General features: G+C 47.1%; 14 protein-coding genes. 7 read left to right on the top strand and 7 right to left on the bottom strand.

Going from position 1 to position 14,807, the window contains the following annotated elements:
* Positions 1–27 precede the first annotated feature (27 nt).
* From P8H32_RS08825 to P8H32_RS08810, 4 genes are all read right to left on the bottom strand, one after another.
* Positions 28–1,209, bottom strand: a complete 1,182-nt coding sequence (locus P8H32_RS08825; protein ID WP_297292464.1) for an acetyl-CoA C-acyltransferase — start codon at positions 1,207–1,209, stop codon at positions 28–30.
* A gap of 21 nt (positions 1,210–1,230) precedes the next feature.
* Positions 1,231–2,148, bottom strand: a complete 918-nt coding sequence (locus P8H32_RS08820) for an SDR family NAD(P)-dependent oxidoreductase (protein ID WP_297292463.1) — start codon at positions 2,146–2,148, stop codon at positions 1,231–1,233.
* A gap of 29 nt (positions 2,149–2,177) precedes the next feature.
* Positions 2,178–2,633 (bottom strand): MaoC family dehydratase, encoded by a 456-nt coding sequence (locus P8H32_RS08815; RefSeq protein WP_297292462.1) that lies wholly within the window; start codon positions 2,631–2,633, stop codon positions 2,178–2,180.
* Positions 2,634–2,912: 279 nt separating this feature from the next.
* Positions 2,913–3,488, bottom strand: coding sequence for a TetR/AcrR family transcriptional regulator (locus P8H32_RS08810; protein WP_301089211.1), 576 nt, complete (start codon positions 3,486–3,488; stop codon positions 2,913–2,915).
* Between the two features lie 210 nt (positions 3,489–3,698).
* On the opposite strand from P8H32_RS08810, the gene P8H32_RS08805 reads away from it, so the two are divergent.
* The 6 genes from P8H32_RS08805 (at position 3,699) to P8H32_RS08780 (ending at position 11,483) form a co-directional block, all read left to right on the top strand.
* Complete coding sequence (locus P8H32_RS08805; protein ID WP_301089210.1) at positions 3,699–4,802, top strand: DUF2855 family protein; 1,104 nt, start codon at positions 3,699–3,701, stop codon at positions 4,800–4,802.
* A 91-nt stretch (positions 4,803–4,893) separates the two neighbouring features.
* Positions 4,894–6,567, top strand: coding sequence for a sulfatase-like hydrolase/transferase (locus P8H32_RS08800; RefSeq protein ID WP_301089209.1), 1,674 nt, complete (start codon positions 4,894–4,896; stop codon positions 6,565–6,567).
* Positions 6,568–6,653: 86 nt separating this feature from the next.
* Positions 6,654–7,493: an acyl-CoA thioesterase II gene (locus tag P8H32_RS08795; protein ID WP_301089208.1), complete on the top strand. Its 840-nt coding sequence runs from the start codon at positions 6,654–6,656 to the stop codon at positions 7,491–7,493.
* A gap of 96 nt (positions 7,494–7,589) precedes the next feature.
* Positions 7,590–8,444, top strand: a complete 855-nt coding sequence (locus P8H32_RS08790; protein ID WP_301089207.1) for a type 1 glutamine amidotransferase domain-containing protein — start codon at positions 7,590–7,592, stop codon at positions 8,442–8,444.
* Between the two features lie 87 nt (positions 8,445–8,531).
* Entirely contained in the window at positions 8,532–10,358 is a 1,827-nt protein-coding gene (locus P8H32_RS08785; protein ID WP_301089206.1) for an arylsulfatase, read from the top strand.
* Positions 10,359–10,361: 3 nt separating this feature from the next.
* Complete coding sequence (locus P8H32_RS08780) at positions 10,362–11,483, top strand: glutathione S-transferase family protein (protein WP_297290898.1); 1,122 nt, start codon at positions 10,362–10,364, stop codon at positions 11,481–11,483.
* Positions 11,484–11,486: 3 nt separating this feature from the next.
* On the opposite strand, the gene P8H32_RS08775 is transcribed toward P8H32_RS08780, so the two are convergent.
* Positions 11,487–12,545: a glutathione S-transferase N-terminal domain-containing protein gene (locus tag P8H32_RS08775; RefSeq protein WP_297290897.1), complete on the bottom strand. Its 1,059-nt coding sequence runs from the start codon at positions 12,543–12,545 to the stop codon at positions 11,487–11,489.
* Positions 12,546–12,660: 115 nt separating this feature from the next.
* Here P8H32_RS08775 and P8H32_RS08770 point away from each other — a divergent pair, with 115 nt between their 5' ends.
* Positions 12,661–13,290, top strand: a complete 630-nt coding sequence (locus P8H32_RS08770; RefSeq protein ID WP_301089205.1) for a hypothetical protein — start codon at positions 12,661–12,663, stop codon at positions 13,288–13,290.
* A 6-nt stretch (positions 13,291–13,296) separates the two neighbouring features.
* On the opposite strand, the gene P8H32_RS11160 is transcribed toward P8H32_RS08770, so the two are convergent.
* Together P8H32_RS11160 and P8H32_RS08765 are read right to left on the bottom strand one after the other, a co-directional pair.
* On the bottom strand, positions 13,297–13,386 hold the full coding sequence (locus P8H32_RS11160; RefSeq protein ID WP_367279188.1) for an AraC family transcriptional regulator: 90 nt from the start codon (positions 13,384–13,386) through the stop codon (positions 13,297–13,299).
* Between the two features lie 101 nt (positions 13,387–13,487).
* The gene (locus P8H32_RS08765) at positions 13,488–14,726 is read right to left on the bottom strand and encodes a glutathione S-transferase family protein (RefSeq protein ID WP_301089204.1); all 1,239 of its coding nucleotides are present in this window, start codon (positions 14,724–14,726) and stop codon (positions 13,488–13,490) included.
* Positions 14,727–14,807 lie beyond the last annotated feature (81 nt).

Raw genomic sequence — 14,807 nt, 5'->3', positions numbered from 1 at the left:
CCTTTTCAGCATAATCACTACTAGCGATTAGAAAACTTCAAACAAACCAGCAGCACCCATACCACCGCCTACACACATAGTAACTACGGCATATTTTTCACCGCGACGTTTGGCTTCCATCATTGCGTGCATCGCCATACGCGCACCACTCATACCGTAAGGGTGACCAATAGAGATAGCACCACCATTCACGTTAAGTTTTTCATTAGGGATGCCCAGCTTATCGCGACAGTAAAGCACTTGCACCGCAAAGGCTTCGTTTAATTCCCAAACACCGATATCGTCCATGCTAAGACCATTGCGCTCTAACAACCTTGGAATAGCGAAAACCGGGCCAATACCCATTTCATCAGGTTCGCAACCGGCCATAGCCATACCGCGATACACACCTAGCGGTTCAAGGTTACGCTGCTCCGCCAGTTTGCTATCCATCATAATAACAGCTGCTGCACCGTCAGATAACTGTGAAGCGTTACCCGCAGTAATGAAACCACCATCACGTACCGGGTTAAGACCGTTTAAAGATTCCAGAGTAGTAGAAGGACGGTTGCCCTCATCCAGAGATAACGTCACCTGCTCTTCGCTAACATCACCCGTTTCTTTATTCACTACCATTTTGGTGGCTGTAACCGGCACAATCTCATCGGCAAATTTACCCGCCTCTTGAGCTGCAGCAGTACGCTGCTGAGATTGCAAGGCGTATTCGTCCTGCACATCACGGGCAACGCTGTAACGGTTGGCTACAACTTCTGCGGTATCCAGCATAGGCATATGAATATTCGGGGCATGGGCAATCGCTTTAGGATCAACCATTCGACTAGCATTCATTTTTTCGTTCTGTACCAGGCTGATGGACTCACAACCACCGGCAACCAGTGTCTGCATACCGTCCATCACAATTTGTTTGGCACCGGTAGCAATCGCCATTAAACCGGAAGAGCACTGACGGTCAATGGTCATACCCGATACGGTTACGGGTAGGCCCGCGGCCATAGCGGCTTGACGGCCTAAGTTAAAACCTGCGGTGCCCTGCTGTAAGGCTGTACCCATAATACAATCTTCTAACTCGCCTGGGTCTACACCAGCGCGCTGTACCGCAGCTTCTATGGCATAGGAGCTCAGTGAAGGGGCTTCCAAATTATTAAAGGCGCCCCGGTAGGCTTTACCAATAGGGGTACGCGCAGCTGAAACAATAACGGCTTCTTTCATGTTGAATAACTCCGAATTAATTTACGATTGTGACTGAATATGGGCAAAAGCTTTACCCAGAAATTTTTCTGACTGCTTAAGGCCAGACTCTAACTCAGACTGATTGGCGGTATTAGTAATATCAGCCCAGTTTTCCAATACTTTTTCTGGTGTCTGGTCTTCAGCAGGTATGAAAGTACCTTCAGTTTCAAATAAACGTGTGCTGGCATAACCACCGGCACCCGCACAAAGAATCAAACGGTTAGGCGCTTCTTTATGACAAAGGGTTAAGGCACCTGCTGTTACGGCTTCAGGGGTTAACATTTCTAACACTTCAGGAGGCATTAGATCTTCAGTCATACGCGTACCCGCTGTTGGGGCCAAAGCATTAACACGGATATCGTATTTAAAGCCTTCCAATACCAAAGTATTCATCAAACCCAGTACTGCCATTTTGGCTGCACCATAGTTAGTCTGACCAAAGTTACCGTACATACCACTAGAAGAAGTCGTCATGACAATACGGCCATAACCCTGCTCTTTCATGATTTCCCAAACGGCTTTAGTACAGTTAACGGAACCCATTAGGTGAACATCCATCACCAAACGGAAATCATCCAAGCCCATTTTTGAAAAAGATTTGTCGCGCAGGATACCGGCATTGTTAATTAAAATATCAACCCGGCCCCACTTATCCATGGCCTGTTTTACCATATCTTCAACTTCATCAAATTTGGCAACATTGGCACCGTGAGCAATCGCTTCACCGCCATTGGCTTCAATTGCAGCAACCACTTCTAAAGCTGCCTCGGAACCACCGCCGCTACCATCACGTGCACCACCAAGGTCGTTAACCACGACTTTAGCGCCACGAGCGGCTAGCTCTAACGCATGTGAACGACCCAAACCATTACCAGCACCAGTAACAATCGCTACCTGACCTTCAAAATTAACTGTCATAACTTTACCTATCTATTTAAAAATAATGTTTAGCAAATTTGCATGGAGACCCATTCAGCAATCAAGGCAGGCTTTTCTTCGCCTTCGATTTCAACCACCATATTGGTTGTCAATACAAACTGACCGGGATTTTTTTCTACAAGGGAAATTACCGTAGCGGTAGCACGTATTTTACTATCGACTTTAACAGGGGTTAGAAAACGAACTTTATCGAAGCCGTAATTGATAAAGGTGTGCGCACCATCAATAATCAAACCAGTGCTTTCAGCAAAGTGAGACAACATCGATAAGCTAAGGAAGCCGTGGGCAATGGTGGTGCCAAAGGGGCCATTCTTGGCCGCTTCCGGATCAACGTGAATAAACTGATGGTCGAGTGTGCAATCGGCAAACTGGTTAATTTGCTCCTGAGTAACAGTATGCCAGGGACTAGGTTCTGACTGTTGGCCAATATATTCAGCAATAGTGTCAGCCTTAATAATTTTCATCGTGTGCTCCTTATTAATGGGTCATGTTTATAAACAGACCATGCTTATAAATGGATCGTGTTTGAAAAAACAGATTTGTTCACGCTTAATTCGAAAGTATAGCGGCCTCCCTATAGAAGACCATGACATCAAATAGCCGGTTTCAGGTTCGGGAAGATATATTATGTCACAAGATATGACAATATAAACCCGGTAAATAGTCAAAAAACTTGGCTGTATGAGCAAATAAAGCCTGAGAATCAGGCTTTTGGGGTGTTGACCCGGGTTAACTAGGGGTTACTAGGGTGTCAGCAAGTCTAAAACCAGGTTATAAACCAGTCTCCGGCAAGCCTTTTCACAGAGGCCCTGATTCAACTGCAGACGCTCAAGAAACTCGAAAGAGGTCACCGCATCCACTGTTTCGAGAGTTTCTGCTTTCACCGCTTTAAGTTCGGGTAACATATTGATCAGATTCTGACGCAGGCGTTTCTGGTTGTTTTGGTAAGTCTCTGTGAGTATTTCCGAGCGCCACAACAGGCTACGGGTTGCAACGAACAGGGCACGTATCTCAAGATAGCAGCTAACACGGGCTTCAACCGCCCGCATAATACGATCCTCTAAAGAACCACTGGTATCCTGAGCATCAAAATAACTCTCATAACTCGGCCTCAGAACCTCATCAATTTCCAGGAAGAGCTTGTCCATTTCCGAAAAAAGACGAAAGACAGTACGAATAGAAATATCCGCCTCGTTCGCCACCTGCTGTGCAGTAGGGATATAAATCCCCTTATTCATCAACTGAATCATCGCATCGATAATTTGCTGACGGCTGCGCTCACTGCGCTGCTGACGACCATCTACTTTTGAAGCACTCACTGATATTCCACCAAACCCATTAAAATCAATACCCTGCGGTGTATTTTGCCACAAACACCCTTCACTTGTATCTTATCCAACCCATTTTAACGTCCTAAAACTAACATTTTAATTCAGCCTGATTTATCCAAGTTGTACTTGTTGTCTTTGAATATACTGTCATATATGATGACAATATATTATACAGATCACCCCATAGGCAAGCTCAACATGACGCAACTGACAGAACTCTGGACCAACCGTAAAGACTTTCGCAATACCAAAGTAGTGAATGCTAAAGTGCCTACCCCCGGCAAAGGTGAAGTGTTAGTAGCCATAGATAAATTTGGCCTCACTGCAAACAACGTCAGTTATGCCCTTTCCGGTGACATGATTGGTTATTGGAACTACTACCCAACACCTGTAGAAGCCGCTGAAGAACACTGGGGTAAAGTGCCAGTTTGGGCCTGTGCTAATGTTGTCGCCTCTGAATGTGATGATATCGCCGTCGGTGAGCGCCTGTGGGGGTTTTTCCCCATGGCTAGCCATACCGTCCTCAAACCCGGCAATATTATTGCCGACCAATTTATCGACTTTACCGAGCACCGCAGAGAATTACCGGGCCTCTATAACACCTACCGCCGCACTCAAGCGGAACCGGATTTTGTGCAGCAGTATGAAAACGAACGCTGCTTGCTGGTACCACTATTTAGTACTTCTTTTGTACTGTATGACTATCTGCTATTCAACAATCTGTTTGATGCCCAACAAATCCTTATCGGCTCGGTATCTTCTAAAACCGGTTTTGGTCTGGCCAAAATGCTGCAAGATGATCCAGCTGTGACTGCCAAAATCGTCGGTATTACTTCAACCGGCAACCTCGATTTTGTGAATGGTCTTGGCTGCTGTGACCAGGTGGTGACCTATGGCAATGAAGAGCAAATTGATAACAGCCTGCCCAGCGCCTATATTGATATGTCGGGTAATATTGGTCTGACGACCACTCTGCACAATCTTCTCGGGGATAATATGGTAGAAAGCTCCATGGTAGGTGCCAGCCACTGGGAAGCCGGCGGCAGGATGGAGAAACTACCCGGCGCTAAACCGACGTTTTTCTTTGCACCCGGGCATATTGCCGCCCGTGATGCCGAGTGGGGCCCCGGCGCCACCATGCTTAAAGGCATGGAGCACAGTTTAAAAGTCGCTGCTGAGCTTAATCATTTAATTAATGTTGAGTGGGTTCATGGGGCCGAGCAGTTGCAAACCATCTGGGGAGAATTACTGGATAATAAAGTGGCCGCTAGCCGAGGCCTAATGATCTCTTTGCTGGATTAGACTTCGCCCTGGTTCGCTCTGGTCGTCGCCTTAATTCTGGCACTGGCCGCAAGCCTGCTGTATCTTATTTTCGTTTAACGAGTACCCCTATATGAAAAAACTATCCATTATTGTTGTCGTCATTATGGTTACCGCGTTAACCGCATGGCAAAACCGGCTCAATATTTTACTGTTTGCCGCGCCCAAACTTGCTGCGCTGACCAGTAATATCGAGCCTAACAAACCCGTCGTGTGGCCGCAGGGTCCAGCCAGTGCAGAACAAACACCCGCCGAAAGACCCCCTAATATTATTCTGATCCTAACCGATGATATGGGTTTTAATGATATTTCCCTCTACAACGGCGGTGCCGCCGATGGTAGTTTGCAGACACCAAATATCGACCAACTTGCGCAACAAGGTGTCCGCTTTAACAACGGCTATGCCGCCAATGCCGTCTGTGCCAGTTCTCGCGCTTCGTTAATGACCGGGCGCTACTCCACTCGTTTTGGTCTGGAATACACCCCTATCTATAAAACCGGCGTACTTATTTCTAGTTGGATGGCAGAACTCAGCCCCACCACCCCACCTCCATTGGTTGATATGGATGTTGCCGACACCCTCCCGGGGATAGATTTTCTCGGCATGCCCAACGAAGAAATAACCATTGGCGAAGTACTGCAACAACAGGATTATTACACCGCCCATATTGGCAAGTGGCATCTCGGTTCTAATGGCGACATGCGCCCGGAACAACAAGGATTCAATGACAGCCTCTATATGAAAGGAGTTTTCTACCTTCCCCCCGACCACCCCGATGTGGTCAATGCAAAAATAGAGGGTGATCCCATCGACAATATGGTCTGGACAGTAGGCAGCTACGAAGTCCAATGGAATGGCGGCCCCCCCTTTGAACCCAAAGGCTATTTAACCGATTATTTTACCGACGCTGCAGTAGATGTTATTGAAGCTAACCGCAATCGCCCCTTCTTTTTATATCTGGCACACTGGGGTCCTCACAACCCGGTACAAGCTAGCCGGGAAGATTACGACGCCCTGGCGCATATCAAAGACCACCGACTGAGAACCTATGCGGCCATGCTTAGATCGCTGGATAGAAGCGTAGAAAAAATCGAGGCAAGCCTGAAAGAAAATGGTTTGAGTGACAACACGCTGATTATCTTTACCAGTGACAATGGCGGTGCCGGTTATCTGGGTTTGCCGGACCTCAATAAACCTTACCGTGGCTGGAAGCTTAGCCACTTTGAAGGCGGCACCCATGTGCCTTATATGGCGAAGTGGCCTGCACAAATAGAAGCTGGCCAAACATCAAACGAAGCTATTCACCATATCGATTTATTTCATACCATTGCCGCAGCAGCTGGGGCCAGCGTTCCCACTGATCGCAAACTGGACGGTGTTAACTTACTGCCCTTTATAACCGGCGAGCAAACCGGTGCACCCCATAAAACCTTGTTCTGGCATAACGGCCATCAGCAAACCGTTTGGCATGAAGGCTGGAAAATGATTCGGGCTGAACAGCCCGACAAACCCGGCACTAAACCTATTGTGTTTTTATTTGATTTAAATAATGACCCAACGGAGCAAAACAACCTGTTAACTCAGCAGCCAGAAAAAGCCGCTGAACTAACCGCCTTACTCGATGCACACCACGCCGAACAGGCAGCACCGCTATGGCAAAGTGCGATAGAAATACCACAACTGATCGACAAAACGTCGAATGCCGACTACGAAGACGGGGATGTTTATCTTTACTGGCCAAATTAATACCTTGCCATTCTCTATAGGCGCCAGCACAAGCTGGTGCCTACTTATCAAGCTATTACCTGGAAATACTTCAAGTTAAAAATACTATGAGCCCATTAGCGCGGCTAGTTCAGAGCCTGCAAGTCACAGCCGATAAAGATCGGCATTTTATCGGTCAGCCAAGCACGAATGACTTTCATGTTTATGGCGGATTGATTCTTAGCCAGGCCATTGATGCCGCTAGACAATGCAGTCCCAGTAACTACGCCCTGCAATCACTACACGGTCAATTTTTACGACCAGGTATTGCTAAAGAAAACATTCAGATTCGCGTTGATGATTTAAAAGATGGCCGGCGGTTTAAAATTTTTAATGTCTATTGCGAACAGCAAGGCAAAACCATCTTCTTTGCCACAGTCACTTTCCATCTTCCCGAACAGAGCTTTGAGCATACTCGTAAAGCACCGGCTTTATCATTGCCAGCAGAAGATAAAGCCACCCTCTTTATCGATCGCATGACACCGTTACCGGAAGATAAAACCCGAGACGATGCCGCATTGGAAGTACGTATCGAAGATATCAATAAATTTGATATTGAGTTAAAGCCGGAGCAAATCACCTGGTTCAAAACCGCTGACGACACCCTGGCATTAACCCATTGGCAGCAAACCCTATTACTGGCCTATTGCAGTGATTGGAATTTGCCAACGGTAGCCCTTAGACCTCATATCATTACTGAAGACCAAAAACTCAAAGCGGCCAGCCTTGATCATAGTATTTGGTTTTATCAGCAAGCGCAGCTGGATAACTGGGCCGCACATGTCAAAGATAGCCCGGCAGCACAGGGCGGTCGCGGCCATAGCCGAGGGTTATTTTACTCGGCCACAGGTGATTTGTTGGCCTGCGTTAATCAGGAAAGCTTTATGGTAGCGGCGGATAAAAGCTAATCCCGGCCCTTAGCTTTTTCCTGTAAATAGCACTTCCCAAGCCTCTAGTTTTGTCATAGTCTATGCTGATAAATTTAATCCATAAGGAGCTCAACAATGGCTAGCACACTTAAAAAAATAATTATTGGGCTGGTAGCCTTGGCAATCCTGATTGCCATCACTCTGCCGACCATCTTACATAAGGCAGGTATGCACCCAGCCTATAACGGCCCTACCACGACCTTGCCAGGTAAACGCGCCTTAATTATTACTACCAGCCATGCTGTGCTTAATAACCCCGGAGAAACCACCGGCGATGCCACTGGCGTTATGGCTTCAGAAATGACCCACCCCTACTACACCTTTACCGATGGTGGTATGAAGGTAGATCTGGCCAGCATTCAAGGAGGTGAAATCCCTGTCGATCCCGAGACCCTTAGCCGCGCGATAATCAGCCCTGAAGACAAGCGCTATCTGGCCGATGCAACACTTCAAGCCAAGGTCAAAAACTCACTGAAGATTGATGATGTAGATTTCAATCAATACGACATTATTTTTCTGGCCGGTGGCTGGGGGGCAGCCTATGACCTAGGCCAATCCAAAGTACTGGGCGAAAAGATCTCCGAAGCCTATTTTAATACCGACAAGACACCGATCATTGGATCTGTTTGTCACGGTGCACTGGGTTTAATTCAAGCCAAAGACGAAAACGGTCAACTGCTAATTGCCGGACGTAAAATAACTGGAGTGACAGATAAGCAGATTAAAGAGCTGGGCATCACAGCGACTCCCCTTCACCCGGAAACGGAATTGCGCAAAGCCGGCGCAGTGTTTGAAAGCAGCACCGCCTTTGTCGATATGTTTGCTACCCATGTAACGGTAGATGATGAAAAGCGTTTTGTGACGGGGCAGAATCAGAATTCTGGCTTGGAAACGGCCCATAAGATAATGGCGATTATTGCTGAGAGATAATCACATATGACTTCAGTCATTCCCGCGAATGCGGGAATCTACAGTGCTGGTTCCCCGCCTCCGCGGGGATGACGCCCCTTCGGGGGAATGACAAAACGTATACAAAGAGCCTTTATGTGTAAACTAAAACTTAACTCACAAACTGTTGTTTTTTTAGTAGCCCTTACTACGTTATTGCTCTCCACATGGGCAGCAGCCTCTGCTGCCAAGCCCAATATCATCGTTATCCTCGCCGATGATCTGGGCTATTCTGATATCGCTCCCTACGGGAGTGAAATTAACACCCCCAACCTCGATCAACTAGCACAGCAAGGTTTACGCTTTAGCCGCTATTACACCACTGCCAGCTGCGCCCCCACCCGCGCCATGCTACTGACCGGCGTTGACAGCCACCGTGCCGGTGTTGCCAATATTGCAGAAGCCCTGACACCCGCACAGTCTCATTCCCCTTTTTATCGCGGCACGCTTAATCACAATATTGTGACTATAGCGACGCTATTAAAAGACGCTGGCTACCACACCAATATGACCGGCAAATGGCATCTGGGTTATGAAGACCCCTCCTTGATGCCAAGCCAACGAGGTTTTGAACAAACGGTGATGATGCCTTTTTCCGGCGGCGATAACTGGACCCAACAAGCCTATATACCCAACTACCGGAAGACATTATGGTTTGAAAATGGCAAGGAAATCACTCTGCCAGAAGATTTTTATTCCTCTGAATTTATTGTCGATAAAGCCATTAAGCAGATTGAAAAACATCGCGGTGATAAGCAGCCCTTTTTCTCCTATCTGGCTTTTCAAGCAGTGCATATACCCGTGCAGGCGCCGAGAGAATATACCGAAAAATATCTTAATACCTATCAGTCTGGCTGGAGCGTACTGCGAGACAACCGCGAGCAAGCGGTTAAAGACTTGGGACTGATAGCCCAGGATGCACCGGTAAAAACCATGAATACCACCCTCGACTGGGAAGGCTTAAGCGCTGAAGAAAAACGCTTTAACAGCAAGCGTATGGCCGTTTATGCCGGCATGGTGGACGCGATGGATTTTCATATTGGCCGTTTAGTGGAATATTTAAAAGCTATCGGCGAATACGACAATACCGTCATTATTTTTACCTCGGATAACGGCCCGGAACCTTCTGACCCCGCGGTAAATGCGGGATTTTCCTTGATCAGGGAACATATGCTGGGCTACACCTCTGATTTTGAAACACTGGGAGAACGCTACAGCTGGAACACCATTGGCACCAGCTTTGCCAGTGCTGCAGCATCACCTTTAGGACATTATAAATTTCATTCTGGCGAAGGCGGTATGCGCGTCCCCATGATAATTAGTGGCCCGATACTCGCTGAACAGCTACAAGGCCAGATTAGTCACAGCAAAGCCTTTGTTAAAGATTTAGCTCCAACCATTTTGACTATCGCAGGTACCCAACACCCCGGCAGTGAGTACAAAGGTAAAACGATTGAACCTCAAACCGGTAAAGATTTACTCCCTTTACTTAACGGCGGCACAGACACGGTCTATAACGACAGCGATATTATTGCCTATGAAATTGGCGGCAATGCCGCTTTAATTAAAGGCGATTACAAAATCACCTATAATCGAGGCGGCCAAAACGATAGCCTTTGGCACCTATACAATATTGAACAAGACCCCGGCGAAACCCAGGCGATTGAAAAGCAACGCCCTGCAGTTTTTTCTGACCTGCTCAGTGAGTATGAGATTTATACTCGGCAAAATGGCGTTCTACCCGTGCCTGAGGATTACAACCAAACTGTACAGGCAGGCCGTAACGGCGCGGTAAAACGCATTAAAGAAACACTGGCTAATAACAAAGGCATACTTTCTCTATTATTACTATTAACGGCTATGGCTATCATCTTCTTTAAACGAAGAAAAACATGAACCATGGCCACGCGCTATACCGTTTATAAATCGGATATTTCTTACTTCTCAGGAAAGCTGGAAGCCTATCTACGCTATAAAGAAATACCTCACTCGCTGGTAAACTGTAACAGCCGCACCGTCGCTATGATCGCTGAAAAAACGGGCACAGCGAAAATGCCCGCGATTGAAATGGCCAATGGACAGTGGCTCCATGACACCACGCCAATGATGCAATGGCTGGAACACCACCACCCCCAACCCTCGATCATGCCGCAGGACCCTGCCCTTCGATTTTTCGCACTACTGATGGAAGATTATGGCGATGAATGGCTATGGCGACCTGCCATGTGGTGGCGCTGGGTGCCTAAAGTCTCACGTATCACTTTAGGTCGGCGTATTGCCAGTACCATGATCGCCAAACCCCTGGCTATCCCTTTGGGGTTTTATTTTGCTCGTCGCCAGCTTAATGAATGGTTATGGAAAGATGGCGTTGATCAGCATAATTCTAATGATGTGCGGGATATGCTGTACCGTGAATTGGAGTTTATGGAGCCCTTATTTGAGCAACAGGACTTTTTGTTGGGCAGTCACCCCAGTATTGCCGACTTCGGTTATTTTGCTTCGATGTTTCGGCATTTTGGCAATGACCCTATTTCAGCGGAAGTGATGCGAAGAGAAGGGCCGAATACTTATGAATGGCTATCCAGGTTATGGAATATCAAACAGTCGAAGATAAGTCATGATATAAGCTGGGTTTGGCCGGAAGCTGATTACTGGCAACCGCTACTGCAACGTATCGCCAAGGATTATTTACCTTATCTTTATCAAAATGCTGTAGCGTTTTCTCAAGGCAAAAAACGGTTTGATTATAAAGGGAACAGTTTGACCTTTAATGGGACTGTAACGACCGACTATCGGGTTTTCTGTCGTCAGGAATTACAGCGTGAATTTTCTTTATTAACTAAAGACGATCAACAACGAGTTGAACAGGTGTTTGCTAACGTTGGCGGGATAGCTAGTTTACATCAGGACGGCGTGATTGATTCCGGACTGACAAAGGATTATCAATTACCGGTTGACCCAACCACGGTTAAAGCTAAGCCTACTCTGGCTAAACGCATTTTTGGTCAACCGCGAAACTGACTTTTAGTCTTTTACCAGCGGTAATAGCCCTGCCGTCGCTAAAATATTATGGACGACCTTTTGATCATCACCTTCAAGCTTGTTGTATCTCTCCCTTATCCATAATAAACATTTTCCCTGATATGGAAAACTGGGCTGCGTCCACGGCAAACCATCAATCGTGGTTTCAAAAGTTTTCTCACCGGCTTGCAAGGCTTTACCATTGGCCAATAGTTGCGGCATATGGGTGCGTGCAACTTCTTTTAACAAGGCCATTAAGCTATCGGGCAGGTTGCGAGAGTCTAACCAATCTCCCTCTTCCACTTCATAACCACAAAGGTCTTCCGCTCTTTCTGTCCATGCGTAGGTACGCGGTCCATGCTCAAGGGATAAAGCCATTGGCGTTGGATCAAAATGGGTCAAACAGGTTAACTGCCCAAAGGCTGCAAAATCACTGGAGCCCGGGCGCGCGCCCATAAGAAAAGCATGTTGCTGCAGATGCGCATCCATTAGCTGTAAAAATCGAATATAACTCCCCTCAATCACCGGCGCGGTTACCTTATCGGAGCCAACAACAAACAAGCGACTAATCTGACGCTGGGAAAAATCAGCTTTAAACCCCTCAAGCATGGATTCGGCTAATGAAGGGGACGTTAACAAGGGTAACAAGGTCCCGGCTTTCTCAATATCCGCGTCATGGCTCCAGCGGAAATGGAACATACAGCGAGTCAGCCACTCATCGGCATAGTCTTCTAATAAATAATTAATAAAATTTAACGCGGGGTCCGTGGGATGAACACTACGGCCCGGAGAACTCTGGTCCAATTGCTCTAGTATCGGTGTACTATCGGTAAATGCCCTCTCATTACCCGCTTCATCCTGCTGGTAAAAGGTCGGTAACAGCGATGGTTTGGCAACAGGTAATAACTCGGTATCAACATGACCGGTATCGGCAAACAAGCCCGGCTGGCCTATGATAAAACGATAGGGAATCCGACGATAACGCAATACCCCAAGCACTTTGCGGGTGTAAGGGCTGGCGTGCATACCCTGAAGACGGATAGGGAGAGTGAATGTATTCATAGTCTAAGAGCCCGTCAATCAAGGTGTTGGTGATTGTTGTTATGATATAAGATATGACATAAGATATGACATAACATGAAGAACTATACCCTATAACAAGCCATGAGAGAACGCTATGACCGCACGCAGCAAACTCTGGATAATCACCAGTGCCCTCTACCTAAGTTTCTTTGCCTGGTATACCGACTTCAGACCACCGCTAACAGACCAGGAAATTGACCAGTATGTTGCCAGCAGACCGGCAGGCGGCAGCGACCTCGCTGGTATTCATCGAGTAGAAAAAATGCTCCGCAACGACACCGGCCGCCAGTTTCTGATGATCAACGCCATTGATTACAATGAAAGCCCCGGCCTTGTTGAGGGTGCAGAGCCAGGAGAGTCCGCCCAAGACCTTATGGACCGCTATATGCAACACATGCTACCCGCCATGCTGGGAAGAGCCTCCCATCCCGTCATTATAGGCGAGGCTTTTAGCAACGCTTTAGATTTAGTAGGGATAGAAAACGCCGAGGTCTGGGATGCCGGTGCCATTTTTCGATACCGCAGCCGCAGGACTCTTTTTGATATCCTGAGCAACCCGGAGTTTGCAGGGCAGCATCATTTTAAGCATGCTGCGATTAGTAAAACGATTGCTTTTCCGATTGAGACGCAGCTTTATATTGGGGACTTGCGGTTTATTTTGGGGTTGATGCTATTGACGGTGACTGCGTTGTTGGATGCTTGGGTTTTTTCCCGTAAACGGTAATAGGCTTTAGTCTATCCTAACTCGAGCAATATACTCGGATGGCGTTTCTCCAAACCAGCGTTTGAAACTGCGCCTAAAGCTGGAAACATTGATCAATAGGCTCAGGATCAATAGGGTCAGTGTTATTGAGCAGATAAATTTCCTTGAGCTACAAGGTTATAACGACTCTGAACCTATTGATTCTGACCCTATTGATTCTAATTTTCGGCTTTGGCTTGCGCCTCTTTTTCCTTCAGCCGCCTGATACGGGCATCGGGGATGCCATCTTCAATAAATGGCGGCGTAAAACCATCGAATAAGCCATTATGCAATATGCCACCACTCATCATAGCGGGCAGCACACTGGCTTGATTAAGCACAGCATCAACCTGTTCCTTATCCTGATCCGTTAACGCCTGATAGCGCAATTGCAGTTCTTCAAAACTCCAGCCCCGATATTGATGGGCGCTAAAGCTGGCAGTGACACCGTAAATCTCAGCCTGGAACTGCTTTTCTCTTTTAACACAGGCCTCAGCACAGTTTGTTGCAAAGGGGATATAGGTTTTACCAATATAAGCCAGCAAGGCTTGCAAGGTTTCTGGTAAACCGTTATCAAAATCAATCCAGTCACCAAACTCAGTCTGGCCGGCACAACCTCGGGTATCACCCAAATCGTTGATGGTGTGTATCCAGTTACAGGTCCGTGGCGCCAGGGTTTCCATGATTTCGTTGGAATAAGGGTCTTCGTAAAAGTGCACTTTAAGAGGACCATAGAGTGCAAAATCCGCTATCGAAGGTTGATAGCCCAACAAAAATTGATAATGCAAAAAGTGCTGCTCCAATATCGCCAGTAAATCTTTGACTTGCTGGTCCAGACTGGTACGAACGCCCTCACCTTCCAGCCCTAAATGCTGGTCAAAACCCGTTTGACGCTTGCGGAGAATAGGGGCCAAATCCGCGGTTTCCATCTCCGTACTGCCAAAGGTAATGCCGCGAGATATACGGTGGCTTAAAGTATTGCGATTCTGCTCATTACCCCAGCGGGTATGCATATGGAGTCGGGGCATATATTCGTCTGAGAATTCCTCAATCAACCACATAATAAAAGCCAGCCCAGTTTGATCAGGTACCGTTTTTATAGCCGGAAACTGCTGTTCCAGAGTGATCATAATCGGCGTAGAGTCCTGCATCACTTGTCCGTCCGGGGCCAGCATAACGGGAACAATAGATTGCCCCGCCACTGTTTTTGCCCAGTCCAGTTCCATCATGGTGCCTAGTACTTTCTTGTAGGGGATACCTTTATAATTCATAAAGGTCATCACCTTATAGGAATACGGTGATGCCTGAGCCTGCCAGATACGGTAGTGATCTTCTTCGCCGGGCTTGAGTTCCTTGCTTTCGGCGTGGAGTTTTTGCTCGTGAAGAATATTGGCGGCATTAGCGAGTTTTTCGTTCATAGTCATGCTCTATAAAAATATTACTAATCGTAGGGTGGATTGCAATCCACCTTATGCGGGGCGGTTTGGTGGATTATAATC

The organism is Oceanicoccus sp., from assembly GCF_029238675.1.
Classification (GTDB): Bacteria; Pseudomonadota; Gammaproteobacteria; order Pseudomonadales; family Dasaniaceae; genus Oceanicoccus.
The sequence above is the reverse complement of the archived record's forward strand: the minus strand, read 5'-3'. Positions and strand labels throughout refer to the sequence as shown.

What these genes read in the sequence shown, in the direction of transcription:
- P8H32_RS08825 (WP_297292464.1), bottom strand. Translation starts at nt 1,209, where the DNA reads ATGAAAGAAGCCGTTATTGTTTCAGCTGCGCGTACCCCTATTGGTAAA.
- P8H32_RS08820 (WP_297292463.1), bottom strand. Translation starts at nt 2,148, where the DNA reads ATGACAGTTAATTTTGAAGGTCAGGTAGCGATTGTTACTGGTGCTGGT.
- P8H32_RS08815 (WP_297292462.1), bottom strand. Translation starts at nt 2,633, where the DNA reads ATGAAAATTATTAAGGCTGACACTATTGCTGAATATATTGGCCAACAG.
- P8H32_RS08805 (WP_301089210.1), top strand. Translation starts at nt 3,699, where the DNA reads ATGACGCAACTGACAGAACTCTGGACCAACCGTAAAGACTTTCGCAAT.
- P8H32_RS08800 (WP_301089209.1), top strand. Translation starts at nt 4,894, where the DNA reads ATGAAAAAACTATCCATTATTGTTGTCGTCATTATGGTTACCGCGTTA.
- P8H32_RS08795 (WP_301089208.1), top strand. Translation starts at nt 6,654, where the DNA reads ATGAGCCCATTAGCGCGGCTAGTTCAGAGCCTGCAAGTCACAGCCGAT.
- P8H32_RS08790 (WP_301089207.1), top strand. Translation starts at nt 7,590, where the DNA reads ATGGCTAGCACACTTAAAAAAATAATTATTGGGCTGGTAGCCTTGGCA.
- P8H32_RS08785 (WP_301089206.1), top strand. Translation starts at nt 8,532, where the DNA reads ATGACAAAACGTATACAAAGAGCCTTTATGTGTAAACTAAAACTTAAC.
- P8H32_RS08780 (WP_297290898.1), top strand. Translation starts at nt 10,362, where the DNA reads ATGGCCACGCGCTATACCGTTTATAAATCGGATATTTCTTACTTCTCA.
- P8H32_RS08775 (WP_297290897.1), bottom strand. Translation starts at nt 12,545, where the DNA reads ATGAATACATTCACTCTCCCTATCCGTCTTCAGGGTATGCACGCCAGC.
- P8H32_RS08770 (WP_301089205.1), top strand. Translation starts at nt 12,661, where the DNA reads ATGACCGCACGCAGCAAACTCTGGATAATCACCAGTGCCCTCTACCTA.
- P8H32_RS08765 (WP_301089204.1), bottom strand. Translation starts at nt 14,726, where the DNA reads ATGAACGAAAAACTCGCTAATGCCGCCAATATTCTTCACGAGCAAAAA.